This window comes from Collimonas pratensis, from assembly GCF_001584185.1.
Classification (GTDB): domain Bacteria; phylum Pseudomonadota; class Gammaproteobacteria; order Burkholderiales; family Burkholderiaceae_D; genus Collimonas; species Collimonas pratensis.
The window spans coordinates 1,145,941-1,159,188 of sequence record NZ_CP013234.1; the positions used below are offsets into that span (position 1 = coordinate 1,145,941).

A 13,248-nucleotide genomic window follows, 5' to 3' on the forward strand; every position below is an offset into this window, starting at 1 on the left:
CTGAAATCATCGGGAGAAAAGAAATGAAAAAACTCATATTGGCGCTTTGCATCATCGGCAGCCAAACCATGCATTCGAGTCATGCGGCACAAAGCGAAGAGTTGAGCGGAACCTTGAAGAAAATCAAGGAGAAAGGCACTATCGTCCTTGGCGTTCGAGACTCGACCAAACCGTTCTCTTTTCTGACCGATAAACAGGATTATGAGGGCTATTCGATTGACTTGTGCCTTTCCGTCGCCAAGAGCATACAGCGCAAGCTAGGTATGTCGCAACTGAATATCTCGATGCTGCCGGTGACGGCGTCAAGCCGTATTCCGTTAATTCAAAACGGCACAGTCGACATCGAATGCGGCAATACTACCAATACGGCAGAACGTCAGAACATCGTGGCATTCTCGCCCACATTTTACGTCAGCGGTTCCCGCATTCTGAGCAAGCGCAGCAGCAACGTGCAGACGCTCGCCGAGCTCCGTGGCAAGAAGCTTGCAATCAATAGCGGAACTACCCATATCAAGATGATCACCATACTCAACAATGAGCAGAAGCTTGGTATCGATATTGTTACGTCACGCGACACGGCTGAGGGAGTTCTTCTGGTCGAGACCGGTCGGGTGGCCGCTTTCGTGAACGACGACATCGTGCTCGCTTCGCTGGCGGGCGACAGCAAAATGAAGGACGAGCTAGTTGTTAGTAAAGATGCGCTTTCCGTCGAGCCGTTCGGGCTAATTTATGGCAAGGACGACCCGGCTTTCAAACAGGTGCTCGATACCAGTATCACGAACATCTTCAAGTCTTGGGAGATCAAGAAGATCTACGCGAAATGGTTTCAATCGCCGGCATTGCCGCATGGTCAGAATCTGAATTGGCCGATGAGTCCTGAAACGCAGGCCGCCATCGCGAAGGTCACTAACTCTTCCAATCCAACAGACTATGCACCGCTACCAAAGGAACAGTTGTCGGTAGTTAAAAAGAAATAAGGCATCTTGCTATTTCGAAGAAATGATTGAATGGCCGTGAATTCTCTCCGGTATGGCCAAAAATTGCATCTATCAACGTGATAGATCGGCTAAGCGCCTTTCCGGGGAAATCCGCCATGTTCAGCTGAATCACACAGTGAACGTTGGTTGGCTGTGCCAATTCAAAGTCAGTTTTCTTACGCCGTAAGCGACTCTATCTGGAAAGGCATATTGAGTTTTTTCTCAGTATCGGATTGATGTCAGCGAGCCGTGAAAAAACGGGCGCGATCATGGCATTTCAACTGATACGTCCGATGCAGGACTGATTGCACGGAAGAAGCGCGCACCACCAAGCAGGAAAAAATAGTGTCCATGGGATTCACCTTGTCATTTTAGGTATTTCCCTGTCATGGAGATGGTCGCCTGTTTTAATGAATCTGACACCATCCATATGATTAATGACTGCAACTTACAAACCAAGTCCACATGGAATTTTCATAAGTCATGAATAAAATTTTGATCGCCAACCGCGGCGAAATTGCTTGCAGAATTATTCAAGCGGCGCGTGGCTTGGGTATTAAAACCATCGCTGTTTATTCAGATGCGGATGCCGGCTCGTTGCATTGCGAGATGGCGGATTTTGCCGTTCGTGTCGGTTCCGCTCCAGCGGGACAAAGTTATCTCGATATGGACGCGGTTCTGCAAGCGGGCATACAGCATGGTGCCGAAGGGGTGCATCCTGGCTACGGCTTTCTGTCCGAGAACACGGTCTTCGCCAAAGCAGCAGAACGCAATGGCATTACTTGGATAGGTCCCACGGCCGAATCTATCGAAGATATGGGAGACAAGCACCGAGCGCGAAGTATCGCCCAGGCGTGCGGTGTTCCGGTACTCCCGGGCAGCCGCGCATTCCTTCCAGGTGAAAACCCTGAACTGTTGACGCTTGAGGCGGCCCGCGTGGGTTTTCCCTTGCTGGTCAAGGCAGCTGGCGGAGGCGGCGGTATCGGCATGAAGCGCGTGGATGATCCTGCCGCACTGGCGGCAGCCGTTATTTCGACCCAATCGCAAGCACTGAAAGCCTTCAACGATGCGTCGATCTACCTGGAGCGCTTTGTGCCGCGTGCTCGGCATATCGAGGTGCAAGTCTTTGGCTATGGTGACGGCACAGCTGTTCATCTCTTCGAGCGGGAATGTTCCGTACAGCGACGTTTCCAAAAGATCGTAGAGGAAAGCCCCGCACCGCATCTGGCGCCCGAAGTTCTCGATCGGATGTTCTCTGCCGCCCTCTCGCTTACTGCCGGTCAGCGGTATCGTGGTGCGGGGACCGTCGAGTTCATTCTCGACGCCGTCAGCCAGGAATTCTACTTCTTGGAAATGAATACCCGTATCCAAGTTGAGCATGGCGTCACGGAGGCCATTACTGGCTGGGATTTGGTGCGCAGCCAGATTTTGCTGGCAGCTGGAACCTTGGAGAAGATGCCGCAAACTTCAATTCGACGCAATGGCGCCGCCGTTGAATGCCGGGTTTATGCCGAGAATCCGGCGAAGAATTTCCTTCCGTCGCCGGGCCTGCTTGAACGATTTGTTTTGCCATCCCAAGTTGATGGCCTCCGCGTTGATACCGGGGTACGTCAAGGGGACTTGATCACCTCGTTTTATGATCCCATGATTGCCAAGTTGATCACCTGGGCGCCGACGCGTGCAGGAGCGCTGCAGCGCATGGACACGGCATTGCAATCCACCGAGATTTCAGGCATCCGCCACAACACGGTTTTTTTGCAGCGAGTGATACGGCATCCCGAGTTTCAAGCCGGCAAGGTGGACACCAGCTTTGTGGATCGCGAGAAAGCCGCATTGCTGGCGGATCTGGCTGAATCTGCGCGCATCGATGCAGGGCCGTTGAAGGTCGCGTCATGAACAATAAAATTCTTACAACGAAGGATATTACTTGGAAAATTGTGCCTTCGGGCGACAGTTGCCTTGTGATTGAGATCCAATCGGCGCTTGTCGGAGCCAGTAGTCATTGGGCAGCCGGAGCTGCCGCGGCTTTGCGTCACGCCAGCTTGCCGGGAATAACGGACGTAGTCTCCACCATAGTGACCGTTGGAGTTCACTACCGGCCAGAGGTGCTGCGGCGATTGGGAAGTCAGGGCGAAACGTCTTATCAGGCTGCAACTCGCATTGTCGCGACAGTTCTCAACACCTTTGAATATAACAATCTGGCGCCCCCTCGAGTGGTGCAGATTCCTGTCTCCTATGGAGGCGATCACGGCCCAGACCTCGAGACTGTTGCCAGTGAATGCGGGCTATCGGCCCAAGCGCTGATCGATCTACACACAGGCGCGGACGTGAGCGTACAAATGCTCGGCTTTGCGCCTGGGCATCCCTACATCGGCACGTTCGACGAGCGCCTAGCTCCGCCCAGGCGCGCTCAACCACGGACCTCGGTACCAATTGGCTCAGTTGGCTTGGCTAACCGTCAAAGCGTTATCTATCCCTTCAACCTGCCGGGCGGGTGGAATCTGATCGGTAGAACACCATTGAAATTGTTTGATCCGGATAGAAATCCGGCGTGCTTGCTACAAGCCGGTGATCGCATCCGTTTTGTGTCCATCACGGCTGACGAATTCGAAACCTCGGGAGATGGTCGATGACTATTCAAGTTCTCAAGCCTGGCCTACTGTCCACATTTCAGGATCTGGGGCGAACAGGTTTCCAGCACCAGGGAATCCCAGTCTCTGGCGTGATGGATGAACGATCCCACAGGCTTGCGTGCATGCTGGTCGGAAATTCACCGTTCGAGGCGACACTCGAAGTCACGTTGATCGGGCCGACTCTGCAGTTCGATTGTCCTGCTGTGATCGCAGTGTGCGGTGCGGATCTTGGTGCCACCATTGCGGGCAATCCGCTGCCGCTTGCAAGGCCTGTCGCCGTTTCAGCCGGGGATGTGGTTTCGTTCGGCAAACGCGCAAACGGATTGCGTGCATACATCGCTGTGGCAGGCGGCTACGTACTGCAAACCGTGATGGGCAGCACAAGTACGTACGTGCGCGGAGGTTTCGGTGGTGCGTGCGGTCGACAACTACAGAAAGGCGACAGCATCGCGTTTCGCAATATCAAACGGACCCCTTCTTTGGATAGGCGCTCTTCCACGTTCCCGGAAGAAATACAGCGCACACAAGATTCTCCAATCCGAATAGTTCCTGGCAGGGAATGGGATGGGTTCGAGCCTGATGCGCGGCGAGCCATGGCTGAACAGGTCTTCCGCATCAGCCCAAGCTCTGATCGCATGGGATATCGACTGGAAGGCGAAGCTCTGCATCTGATACAGCCGCTAGAACTGCAGTCCGAGGCGGTGAGTTTTGGAACGGTTCAGGTGCCACCGGATGGACAGCCCATCGTGCTCATGGCGGATCGACAAACAACGGGCGGATACCCACGCATCGCGAATGTGGCGGCGGTGGATCTTCCGCGCTTGGCGCAAGGCATGGCAGGAGAGCGGATTCAATTCGAATGGATTACTTTGGAGGAAGCACAACGGCTCATCGTCGAGCAAAGCCAAATATTTGAAATGATGGGGACAGGCCATGGCATCGATTGACTTAAACAGCGATGTTGGAGAGAGCTACGGCATATATCGTCTTGGCAACGACGCCGCAGTGTTGGACCACGTTTCATCAGCCAACGTGGCCTGCGGAATGCATGCCGGTGACCCTCAGACCATTGCTGCAACCGTGCAATTAGCGATTGCGCGTGGGGTGTCGATCGGAGCACATCCGGGATTTGCAGATCTCCAGGGATTCGGTCGTAGGCCGATGCATCTGGGAGTGGAAGAGCTGTACAACTTGATGCTTTACCAAATCGGTGCGTTGCAGGCCTTCGCCAAGGCGGCAGGTAATCGGCTTGTTCACGTCAAGACGCACGGGGCCCTGTACAACATGGCAGCGCGCGATCGCGCTATGGCACGAGCCATCTGCGACGCGGTACGTGATGCCGATCGTGAGCTAGTGTTCTTCGGCCTCGCTGGCTCGGAGCTCGTCCATGCGGCTCGCGACACTGGCCTAACGGTGGCAGAAGAGGTGTTTGCAGATCGAACCTATCAAGACGACGGCTCATTGACCCCGCGCACGGACCCGCGCGCCATGATTACCGATGTTCAACAATCTGTGGATCAAGTCCTCCGGATGGTTCGCTTTGGCGTGGTTCGATCGGTCAATGGCGTCGATGTACCGGTACGGCCGGACACTCTTTGCATCCACGGGGATCAGCCCGGTGCTGCGCAGTTCGCGCAGGTTATTCGTCAAGCTCTCGAAGCCGAGGGTATTGCCGTTCGAGCCATTGGGCATGTTCCGACATCCCTCTGATTCATTTTCTTGTCCACCTCCATACAGTGAGCTCCATCAAATGAGTAAAGAAATTGAAATCCGCGCGGAAATAGCCGGCGCACTTGTAAAAATCATCGCGACGCTCAACGCCCCCCTAAAAGCGGGAGACAACATTGCCGTCATGGAATCCATGAAGATGGAAATTCCCATCCAGGCGCCCAGTGCCGGATCAGTCGTCGAATTTCTCGTGGAGGAGGGGGCCATGCTTGACGAAGACGCTATTGTTGCGCGATTCATCGCAAGTTAGCCATTTATAACTCCCGGCAAACCAATTCCGATCCACCAAGATGGCAATCCTTCGAGCCTTCTTGGATCACCTCACGTCACACCGAACGGAGATATAAAATGGATACTTTTCAAACGACTGGTTCGAGTCCAGGATCTGTCGGGCCCTCGACACATTCCAATCTCACTCAAGCTGGAGGTGCTGACGAAAAGTCGATGGCGCGCAAGGCGGCGCTTGCTGCATTGGTGGGGACGGCGATCGAATACTACGAATTCGGCGTCTACGGATACATGGCTGCGACCATTGGACCTCTGTTCTTCCCCAGTGGCGATGCGACTGCGTCACTACTCGCCATCCTCGCGGTGTTCGGTAGTGCATTCCTGATGCGACCAATTGGCGGGATAGTGCTGGGCCGACTAGGCGATCGCATCGGCCGACGTGGCGTTCTGCTTGTGACCGTTATCGGGATGGGTGTTGCGACAGCAGCCGTCGGCCTTCTGCCCGTCGCGGCAACCGTCGGTGCCGTTGCACCCGTTCTGCTCGTGATCATTCGCTTGATGCAAGGCTTCTTCGCCGGCGGTGAGGTGACGGGGGCCGCTGCTTATGTCGCCGAATCCGCGCCATCGAGAAAGCGCGGCTTTTACGGTGCCTTCACGCCTGTGGGCGTTGCCGTGGGCGGTGCGCTGGCCGCTGCCACATGCGGAATTACATCCTCCCTCCTGAGTGCCGAGCAAATGCAGCAATGGGGATGGCGTATTCCATTTCTCCTGGCGATTCCTATGGTTCTCGTCTCGACCGTTGTTCGGCGTCGTGTCGAGGAATCTCGGGCATTCCAAGAATTTCAAGCACACAATGAGCCAACAAAAGCACCTTTGCGAGAGGTACTGACACAGCACAGACCGAGGGTGATGAAGGTCATCGCTTTGGCATTCGGTCAAAATGTCGGTTACTGGGTGGGATTGGTATTCATGAACATTTATCTCACCACCTATTTGAAATACGACAAGACAATCGTCTACTGGATCATGGCAATGGTCAGCTTGGCAATGGCATTTCTCATGCCATTTTGGGGTGCTCTTTCTGACCGCTGGGGCCGCCGCCGGGTGCTGGCCATCGGGTTCTTCAGCTATATGATTCTTGTTTGGCCCATGATGGTGCTCATGGATCAGAAGAGCGTTGGCCTTGCGGCGCTGGCCATGTTCATCATGGCGCTGCCGCTGCCTATTGTGCAGTCGGTCGGCTATCCGACATACGCGGAGCAGTTTCCTACCCGTGTGCGGTTTACCGGCATGGCCTTCAGTTTCAATATCGGTGCGATTCTTGGCGGGGGCTTAACGCCCTATGTCGCCACTAGTTTGATCTCTTCCACCGGGAATTTGAAGTCGCCGGCGATTCTGTTGGTTGCCGCGTCCTTGTTCAGCTTGATTGCCTTACTGACTATTCGAGAAACGGCAAAGGACAGCTTGGCTTAAGGTTCGGTTACACAAGGTTATCCGGTTAGGAGAAACGGAATGTAGTTGCGAATAGCTTAATGTATTGTTTGTACTCCGTGGCACATTCCCTGTTTTATCCACATAAATCCTCTGAAGGAACATTTGATGTCAAATCAACCTCACGGGCAACCGGTAGCACTGATCGAAAACAGCACAGGTAATTACAAAATTCTTCCGAGCGGTGCAGCCTATTGCTCCGGTATTATTCCCGACCCTGGCTTCGAGGTCATCCGCGTGGAGTTACAGTCCTGGCTTCCCCTCGAGCGAGCCTATGCCTTTATCGAAACGTATCTCAAAGGCATAGGACGCCCCGTTCAGGCGTTCTGTGGAATCGAGTTGCGGGTCCCCGAGCCGTTGACTTTCGACAAATGGTCGACCTTCAACGTTCCGTATCTTGAGCAACTGCGTAAGTGGGCGCTGATGTCTGGAGACTACAGCCTGGTTTGTCGTTCCAACATTGCACTGGACCTTTATCCACCCACGGCCACTTCAATGTGTGCGTTCAGCTTTACCGCGCCCGCGACTTCGAATGGCCTCACCTTCCTGCTCTCGGGACAGGCAGATATCGGACCCGACAACAAGATCATTGCTGAAGGCGAGATTGGCCCCCAAGCCATGCAACAGCGCGCCCGCTATACCATCGAGACGGTTTCTGAAACCCTGAAAAAGCTCGGGTTTTCTTGGGAAGACACCACCCGGGTAGCTTTGTTCCACGCCCGCGACATTCCGGAGCTTTGGGGCCCTGCGTTGCTTGGAACGATAGGTGAACCAATCCGCCGTGGAGTTCTCGTCTATCGCGCGCGTCCGCCGATTGCTGGTGGCGAGGTGGAACTCGAAGCACGCGCCATACGACGCGATCTTGTCGCGACGATACTATAGGGGCAGACATGACTCCGCGCGGAAATCGTGGAGCGGTCTCGATGGATTGAAGTGGGAAATAGGCTCGAAGCCGAGATTAGGCACGAATTTATATTTGCAGCATCACGTGTGCTGATTGCTCAATACTTCCGTCATGCTACGTGGGGAAAATTAAATCAGGACGTTCCCGTCCTATTGGCACCTCGCATGAAATCAACAAACGCACGCAGCTTTCCGGGCATGTGCTTGCGATGCGGATAGTAAAGATGGAATGCGTCATCTAATGCACTATGGCGCTTTAATACCTGACGAAGCATGCCACTTGCCAACTCTTGCTCCGCAAAATCCTCGAAAACGAAACCAATACCTTGACCTTGTATTGCCGCATCAAGGACGGATCTCATTTCGTCAAAAATAAAACGCCCTTGAACATCGACTTGAACCATTTGACCTCGATCTTCGAACTTCCATTCAAAGAATCTTCCGCCAACGGAATACCGCTGGCGAATGCAGTTGTGTTTTAGCAGTTGCTCCAGAGTTTGTGGCTCAGCGCGCTTGTTGAAGTAATCCGGCGCAGCCACCACAATTCTTTTTTGCACGGCTCCCAACTGCACGGCGACCATGTCGTTTTGCACTCTTTTCCCCATGCGTATCCCGATATCGAAACCGGCATTGACGATATCGCTAAGTTGGTTATCCAGTGATATCTCCACATTAATCAGCGGAAATTTCTCCAGGAACGCCTGAAGATGCGGTTCGATCAAGATACGGTATGCAACGTATGAAGAGTTGACGCGCACGGTGCCGGACGGTTGATCCGTTGCTGTTAAGACCCGTGACAAGGAGCTTTTGATCAGCGCCAGGGCAGGCGCTAATTCAGCATTCAGGAACGCTCCAGCCTCGGTCAAACTGACACTGCGTGTTGTGCGGTTAAACAGTCGTATATCCAGTTGCGCTTCCACGCTTTTGATAGTCCTTGATACCGCTGTTGGCGTAACGCCCAATTCTGCCGCAGCCCGCGCGAAGTTCAAATGCCTGGCAGCTGCCTCGAAGGTCAACAGGCCAGGAAGATGTACCGATGGCAAAGGGAGTGCGCCCTCGATGCCCTCGGCGCGAGTTAATTGTTGGATTATGATCTTATTGTTCATACTATATGTCCACTTATGCCTATTTACGTCATTATCGCCGATCTCCATACTTAGTACAGCAAGGAATTTCATCCGGCAGAACAGTTATTACAAGGAAGCAAAATGACACGCAACAGCCCATCGACGGATCTTTTCTCTCCCATGACGTTGGGAGCCTTATCTCTGGCTAACCGAATTGTCATGGCCCCGTTAACGCGCAGTCGCATGGGGGCAGATGGCGTGCCAAATGAGATGCACGCTCGCTACTACGCGCAACGCGCCAGCGCAGGTCTGATCATTAGCGAAGCAACCAATATTTCCGCGCAGGCGCGCGGGTATGCATTGACGCCAGGCATCTGGACTGAAGAGCAAGTCGCGGGTTGGAAACTGGTAACAGATGCAGTACATGCAGCCGGTGGCCTTATTGTTTGCCAGTTGTGGCATGTGGGGCGCTTCTCGCACGTGGATCTGCAGCCGGATGGCGCGGTGCCGGTAGCGCCTTCCGCGATTCGCGCAGAAGGACAAACCTATACCGAAAATGGAATGATGGATGTCTCCATGCCGCGCGCGCTGGAAACATCCGAGATCCCAGGCATCCTCGAGCAATACCGACACGCAGCCGTATGCGCAAAACGTGCCGGCTTTGATGGTGTTGAAGTGCACTCTGCCAATAGCTATTTACTCGATCAGTTCCTGCGTGACTCTACAAATCAGCGTACAGACCAATATGGTGGTTCGATCGAGAATCGCACGCGACTCACGTTGGAAGTAACCGCCGCGGTGGTCGACGTCTGGGGTCATGAGCGCGTCGGCATTCGCCTCTCTCCCGTGACCCCAGATGCGGGTAATACGCCCTTGGACAGCCAGGTAATGCAGACGTATGGCTACTTGATTGAGCAACTGAATCGCTTCCAACTCGCTTACATGCATTTTGTCGAAGGAGCTACGGCCACGTCGCGTGTCGTGCCTGAGAACGTGAATCTCGATGCGTTACGCGCACTGTTCAAAGGGCCATACATAGGCAACAACAATTACGACCTTGAGCTGGCTGTTAGTCGTCGGGCTGAAGGCAAGGTCGATGCCGTGGCTTTTGGTCGTCCGTTCATTGCCAATCCAGATTTGGTGCGTCGTTTGCGAGACGGCGCTGAGCTTGCCATAGCGCTACGCGAAACCTATTACGGTAACGGCGAAAAGGGTTACACCGATTGGCCTGCGCTAGCTGGGTAAGCCGACTGGTGAGCAAATAAAGGCACCATATAAATAGCAAAAAAATAACGAGTTAATTTCTTCGATTTGACTGTCCAATTTATCTTTCAATAACAGAACAATGAGCAAACTTTTTGAGCCCTTGCCCCTGCGCGGCGTCACCTTGCGCAACCGCTTCGCCCTCAGTCCAATGTGCCAGTACACGGCAATAGAAGGTCATGTCAGCCATTACCACACCGTTCACTACGGCCGTTTTGCGCTTGGCGGCTTCGGCCTGTTGATGGTCGAAGCTACAGCGGTCTCGCCCGAAGGACGCATTACACATGGGGACCTGGGGTTATGGGATGACGCTCATGTACAAGGCTTGTCGCACATTGCCGCTTTTGCCAAGGCTTACGGTGCAACACCTGGAATCCAGCTTGCTCATGCTGGGCCTAAAGCCAGCATCCAGCGAGCCTTTGAAGGTAACGGCCCGCTGAATGAACGCGATGCAGCACGCGGTGAACATCCTTGGTCAGTCGTCTCACCGAGCGCCCGGCCAGTGGCCGATGGCTGGCTGGTGCCCACCGCTTTGGATGCAAACGGCATCGCCAAGGTACGTTCAGATTTTGTCGCTTCGGCACATCGCGCCCTTCGGGCAGGTTTCGATGTGCTGGAACTGCACTACGCACATGGCTTTCTCCTCAACGCATTCCTGTCACCGCTGACCAACGACCGCACCGATGAATACGGCGGCAGCTTTGAGAACCGAATCCGTCTGCCACTGGAGATCGCTCGCGAGGTACGAGCGATCTGGCCACAGGACAAACCGTTGTTTGTGAGGCTGTCGGCTGTCGATGGTAGCAGTAACGGTTGGACCATCGACGACAGCGTTGCTTTCGCCAAAGTCTTGAAGACAGTGGGCGTAGACGTCGTTGATTGCTCGTCTGGTGGTTTCGGCGTCTACGACTACCCGAGTGGCTATGGCTTTCAGGTGCCGTTCTCTGCGCAGATTCGTCGCGAGGCCGAAATCGGCACCATGGCCGTGGGACTGATCATCGATCCGTGGCAGGCCGAAGCAGTAATCGGCTCTGGCCAGGCCGACATCGTGGCGCTTGGCCATGCGGCTCTTCGCGATCCGCACTTTCCGTTGCATGCGCAACAAACGTTGGGGAGCGCCAGCCCAAATGCAGCGCATGCAGACTGGAACATTCAGGCCGGCTGGTGGCTCGACAATCGCGAAACCAAACTTCACCAGTTGGGACCTTGGGCACCAACAGTGGACGCCGCTGCGGATAGACGCAGGGGGTGATTCCCAGGCCAGCCAAGAGTGGCCGTTTTTTACAATGAATCGCACTAATAACCAGGAGTGAAAAATGAACAAACCTACTTACGTGCCGGATTATCAAGCCATCGTCGAGGTACTGAACAAATACAACGAGGGCTGCAAACAGGCCAAAAGCAGCATCATGAAGCCAGCTTTCAGTGAGCAAGCAACGATGTTTAGCGTTGATGGCGACGGTAAGCTGACCGGCGGCCCGATCCAGGCATTGTTCGATGGCATTGACAGCGCATTCCGCCCGTCTCCGGAAGCTCAAGGGGCAATCGTCAAAGTCGACATCGTGGGCACAGCAGCCAGCGCGCGCATCGATACCAATGACGTCTCGGGCTTTTGCTTTACAGATTTCTTCAATCTGCTGAAAGTCGATGGCAAGTGGACGGTAGTCAGCAAGATCTTCCACACCCACATCGCGCCTTGAGCCTCTGGTCTCCCGTGAACACGTGGCAGATGAGGCTCTCGCCATGTCTGCTGCGTTTTTCTTTGCAGCCGAGCGGTGCTGGAACTGAGCGTCCGGCACACCGCCTTGAAGAAGCTGCCTTCGACCGCCTGATCGACGACGCAGCAAAATAATAAAACAGCTCACTATTTAATCATACATACACTCAGTCACTAAAAAGAAAACATCATGAAAACCCTCACCTCCGCTCTCGCCCTTTCCGTCCTGACTCTGGCGGTCGGTAACGCTTCCGCAGCCGACCTGCCCGGCGTCGAACACAACGTAGCAAAATTCTTGCAATCCCTTGAAGGCGGAAAGACGCTAGACACCATGACACCGGCCGAGGCTCGCGCCGTGCTGGTGAGCGCACAGGCTGGCCCCAAGGTGGCCTTGCCGGCGGCTGACGTTAGCGAGAAGACGATCCGCGTCAACGGCGGCGACCTGAAGCTGACCATCGTGCGCCCGGTAGGCAGCAAACAGAAGACCTTGCCCGCGTTCATGTACTTCCACGGCGGCGGCTGGATGCTAGGCGACTTCGCGACCCACGAACGGCTGGTGCGTGACCTTGTGGCAGGTTCGGGCGCGGTGGCGGTCTTCGTCAATTACACCCTGTCGCCTGAGGCGGAATACGGCGTCGCCATCGAGCAAGCCTATGCCGCGACCCAATGGGTGGCCGAACATGGCAAGGAGATCAACGTCGACGGCAAGCGCCTCGCCGTAGCTGGCAATAGTGCGGGCGGCAACATAGCCGCCGCGGTTGCCTTGATGGCGAATGAGAAGGGCGCACCTGCACTGCGCTCGCAAGTATTGCTGAGTCCGGTGACGGATGCAAACTTCGACACGCCGTCGTACAAGCAATTTGCCAACGGCTACTTCCTGACGAAGGACTTGATGGTGTGGTTCTGGGACAATTACACGACCGATGCCAAGGCACGCAAGCAGATCTACGCTTCGCCGCTGCAGGCGACGACCGAGCAGCTCAAGGGCTTGCCGCCGACGCTGATCTTGACCGCCGAATTCGATGTCCTGCGCGATGAAGCCGAAGCTTATGGCCGCAAGCTCGACGCCGCGGGCGTGCCTGTGAAGTCGGTGCGTTACAACGGCATGATTCACGATTTTGGGCTGTTAAATGCATTCAGCCATCTGCCGGCGTCCCGCAGCGCGATGGCGCAGGCGTCGCAGGAGCTCAAGGCCAATCTGGGCAAGTAATTTCAAAGGCAAGGAATCCGCAGGTCACGGC

At 54.8% G+C, this 13,248-nt stretch carries 13 protein-coding genes; 12 read left to right on the top strand and 1 reads right to left on the bottom strand.

Going from position 1 to position 13,248, the window contains the following annotated elements; genetic code table 11:
- Positions 1–23: 23 nt before the first annotated feature.
- From CPter91_RS05160 to cnbZ, 8 genes are all read left to right on the top strand, one after another.
- A complete protein-coding gene (locus CPter91_RS05160; RefSeq protein WP_061937831.1) occupies positions 24–977 on the top strand; it encodes an amino acid ABC transporter substrate-binding protein in 954 nt (317 codons plus the stop codon).
- Positions 978–1,460: 483 nt separating this feature from the next.
- A complete protein-coding gene (locus CPter91_RS05165) occupies positions 1,461–2,873 on the top strand; it encodes an acetyl-CoA carboxylase biotin carboxylase subunit (protein WP_061937834.1) in 1,413 nt (470 codons plus the stop codon).
- Positions 2,870–3,610: a 5-oxoprolinase subunit PxpB gene (gene pxpB, locus CPter91_RS05170; RefSeq protein WP_061937837.1), complete on the top strand. Its 741-nt coding sequence runs from the start codon at positions 2,870–2,872 to the stop codon at positions 3,608–3,610. Before CPter91_RS05165 ends, pxpB begins: the two co-directional genes overlap by 4 nt.
- The gene (locus CPter91_RS05175) at positions 3,607–4,557 is read left to right on the top strand and encodes a 5-oxoprolinase subunit C family protein (RefSeq protein ID WP_061937840.1); all 951 of its coding nucleotides are present in this window, start codon (positions 3,607–3,609) and stop codon (positions 4,555–4,557) included. Before pxpB ends, CPter91_RS05175 begins: the two co-directional genes overlap by 4 nt.
- Positions 4,544–5,320: a LamB/YcsF family protein gene (locus tag CPter91_RS05180; RefSeq protein ID WP_061937843.1), complete on the top strand. Its 777-nt coding sequence runs from the start codon at positions 4,544–4,546 to the stop codon at positions 5,318–5,320. Before CPter91_RS05175 ends, CPter91_RS05180 begins: the two co-directional genes overlap by 14 nt.
- Before the next feature lie 40 nt (positions 5,321–5,360).
- Positions 5,361–5,588 (top strand): acyl-CoA carboxylase biotin carboxyl carrier protein subunit, encoded by a 228-nt coding sequence (locus tag CPter91_RS05185; RefSeq protein WP_061937847.1) that lies wholly within the window; start codon positions 5,361–5,363, stop codon positions 5,586–5,588.
- Positions 5,589–5,686: 98 nt separating this feature from the next.
- Positions 5,687–7,039, top strand: a complete 1,353-nt coding sequence (locus CPter91_RS05190) for an MFS transporter (RefSeq protein WP_061937850.1) — start codon at positions 5,687–5,689, stop codon at positions 7,037–7,039.
- A 126-nt stretch (positions 7,040–7,165) separates the two neighbouring features.
- Positions 7,166–7,939 (top strand): 2-amino-5-chloromuconate deaminase CnbZ, encoded by a 774-nt coding sequence (cnbZ, locus tag CPter91_RS05195; protein WP_061937853.1) that lies wholly within the window; start codon positions 7,166–7,168, stop codon positions 7,937–7,939.
- Positions 7,940–8,094: 155 nt separating this feature from the next.
- Here cnbZ and CPter91_RS05200 read toward each other — a convergent pair whose 3' ends face one another.
- Positions 8,095–9,066: a LysR family transcriptional regulator gene (locus CPter91_RS05200; protein WP_061945851.1), complete on the bottom strand. Its 972-nt coding sequence runs from the start codon at positions 9,064–9,066 to the stop codon at positions 8,095–8,097.
- Positions 9,067–9,168: 102 nt separating this feature from the next.
- Between CPter91_RS05200 and CPter91_RS05205 the strand changes: the two genes are divergently transcribed.
- From CPter91_RS05205 to CPter91_RS05220, 4 genes are all read left to right on the top strand, one after another.
- Positions 9,169–10,272, top strand: coding sequence for an alkene reductase (locus CPter91_RS05205; RefSeq protein ID WP_061937856.1), 1,104 nt, complete (start codon positions 9,169–9,171; stop codon positions 10,270–10,272).
- Between the two features lie 100 nt (positions 10,273–10,372).
- Complete coding sequence (locus tag CPter91_RS05210) at positions 10,373–11,542, top strand: NADH:flavin oxidoreductase/NADH oxidase (protein WP_061937859.1); 1,170 nt, start codon at positions 10,373–10,375, stop codon at positions 11,540–11,542.
- Between the two features lie 64 nt (positions 11,543–11,606).
- Positions 11,607–11,990 (top strand): nuclear transport factor 2 family protein, encoded by a 384-nt coding sequence (locus CPter91_RS05215; RefSeq protein ID WP_061937862.1) that lies wholly within the window; start codon positions 11,607–11,609, stop codon positions 11,988–11,990.
- 207 nt (positions 11,991–12,197) lie between these two features.
- On the top strand, positions 12,198–13,217 hold the full coding sequence (locus tag CPter91_RS05220; protein WP_061937865.1) for an alpha/beta hydrolase: 1,020 nt from the start codon (positions 12,198–12,200) through the stop codon (positions 13,215–13,217).
- Positions 13,218–13,248: the final 31 nt, after the last annotated feature.

What these genes read in the sequence shown, in the direction of transcription:
- CPter91_RS05160 (WP_061937831.1), top strand. Translation starts at nt 24, where the DNA reads ATGAAAAAACTCATATTGGCGCTTTGCATCATCGGCAGCCAAACCATG.
- CPter91_RS05165 (WP_061937834.1), top strand. Translation starts at nt 1,461, where the DNA reads ATGAATAAAATTTTGATCGCCAACCGCGGCGAAATTGCTTGCAGAATT.
- pxpB (WP_061937837.1), top strand. Translation starts at nt 2,870, where the DNA reads ATGAACAATAAAATTCTTACAACGAAGGATATTACTTGGAAAATTGTG.
- CPter91_RS05175 (WP_061937840.1), top strand. Translation starts at nt 3,607, where the DNA reads ATGACTATTCAAGTTCTCAAGCCTGGCCTACTGTCCACATTTCAGGAT.
- CPter91_RS05180 (WP_061937843.1), top strand. Translation starts at nt 4,544, where the DNA reads ATGGCATCGATTGACTTAAACAGCGATGTTGGAGAGAGCTACGGCATA.
- CPter91_RS05185 (WP_061937847.1), top strand. Translation starts at nt 5,361, where the DNA reads ATGAGTAAAGAAATTGAAATCCGCGCGGAAATAGCCGGCGCACTTGTA.
- CPter91_RS05190 (WP_061937850.1), top strand. Translation starts at nt 5,687, where the DNA reads ATGGATACTTTTCAAACGACTGGTTCGAGTCCAGGATCTGTCGGGCCC.
- cnbZ (WP_061937853.1), top strand. Translation starts at nt 7,166, where the DNA reads ATGTCAAATCAACCTCACGGGCAACCGGTAGCACTGATCGAAAACAGC.
- CPter91_RS05200 (WP_061945851.1), bottom strand. Translation starts at nt 9,066, where the DNA reads ATGAACAATAAGATCATAATCCAACAATTAACTCGCGCCGAGGGCATC.
- CPter91_RS05205 (WP_061937856.1), top strand. Translation starts at nt 9,169, where the DNA reads ATGACACGCAACAGCCCATCGACGGATCTTTTCTCTCCCATGACGTTG.
- CPter91_RS05210 (WP_061937859.1), top strand. Translation starts at nt 10,373, where the DNA reads ATGAGCAAACTTTTTGAGCCCTTGCCCCTGCGCGGCGTCACCTTGCGC.
- CPter91_RS05215 (WP_061937862.1), top strand. Translation starts at nt 11,607, where the DNA reads ATGAACAAACCTACTTACGTGCCGGATTATCAAGCCATCGTCGAGGTA.
- CPter91_RS05220 (WP_061937865.1), top strand. Translation starts at nt 12,198, where the DNA reads ATGAAAACCCTCACCTCCGCTCTCGCCCTTTCCGTCCTGACTCTGGCG.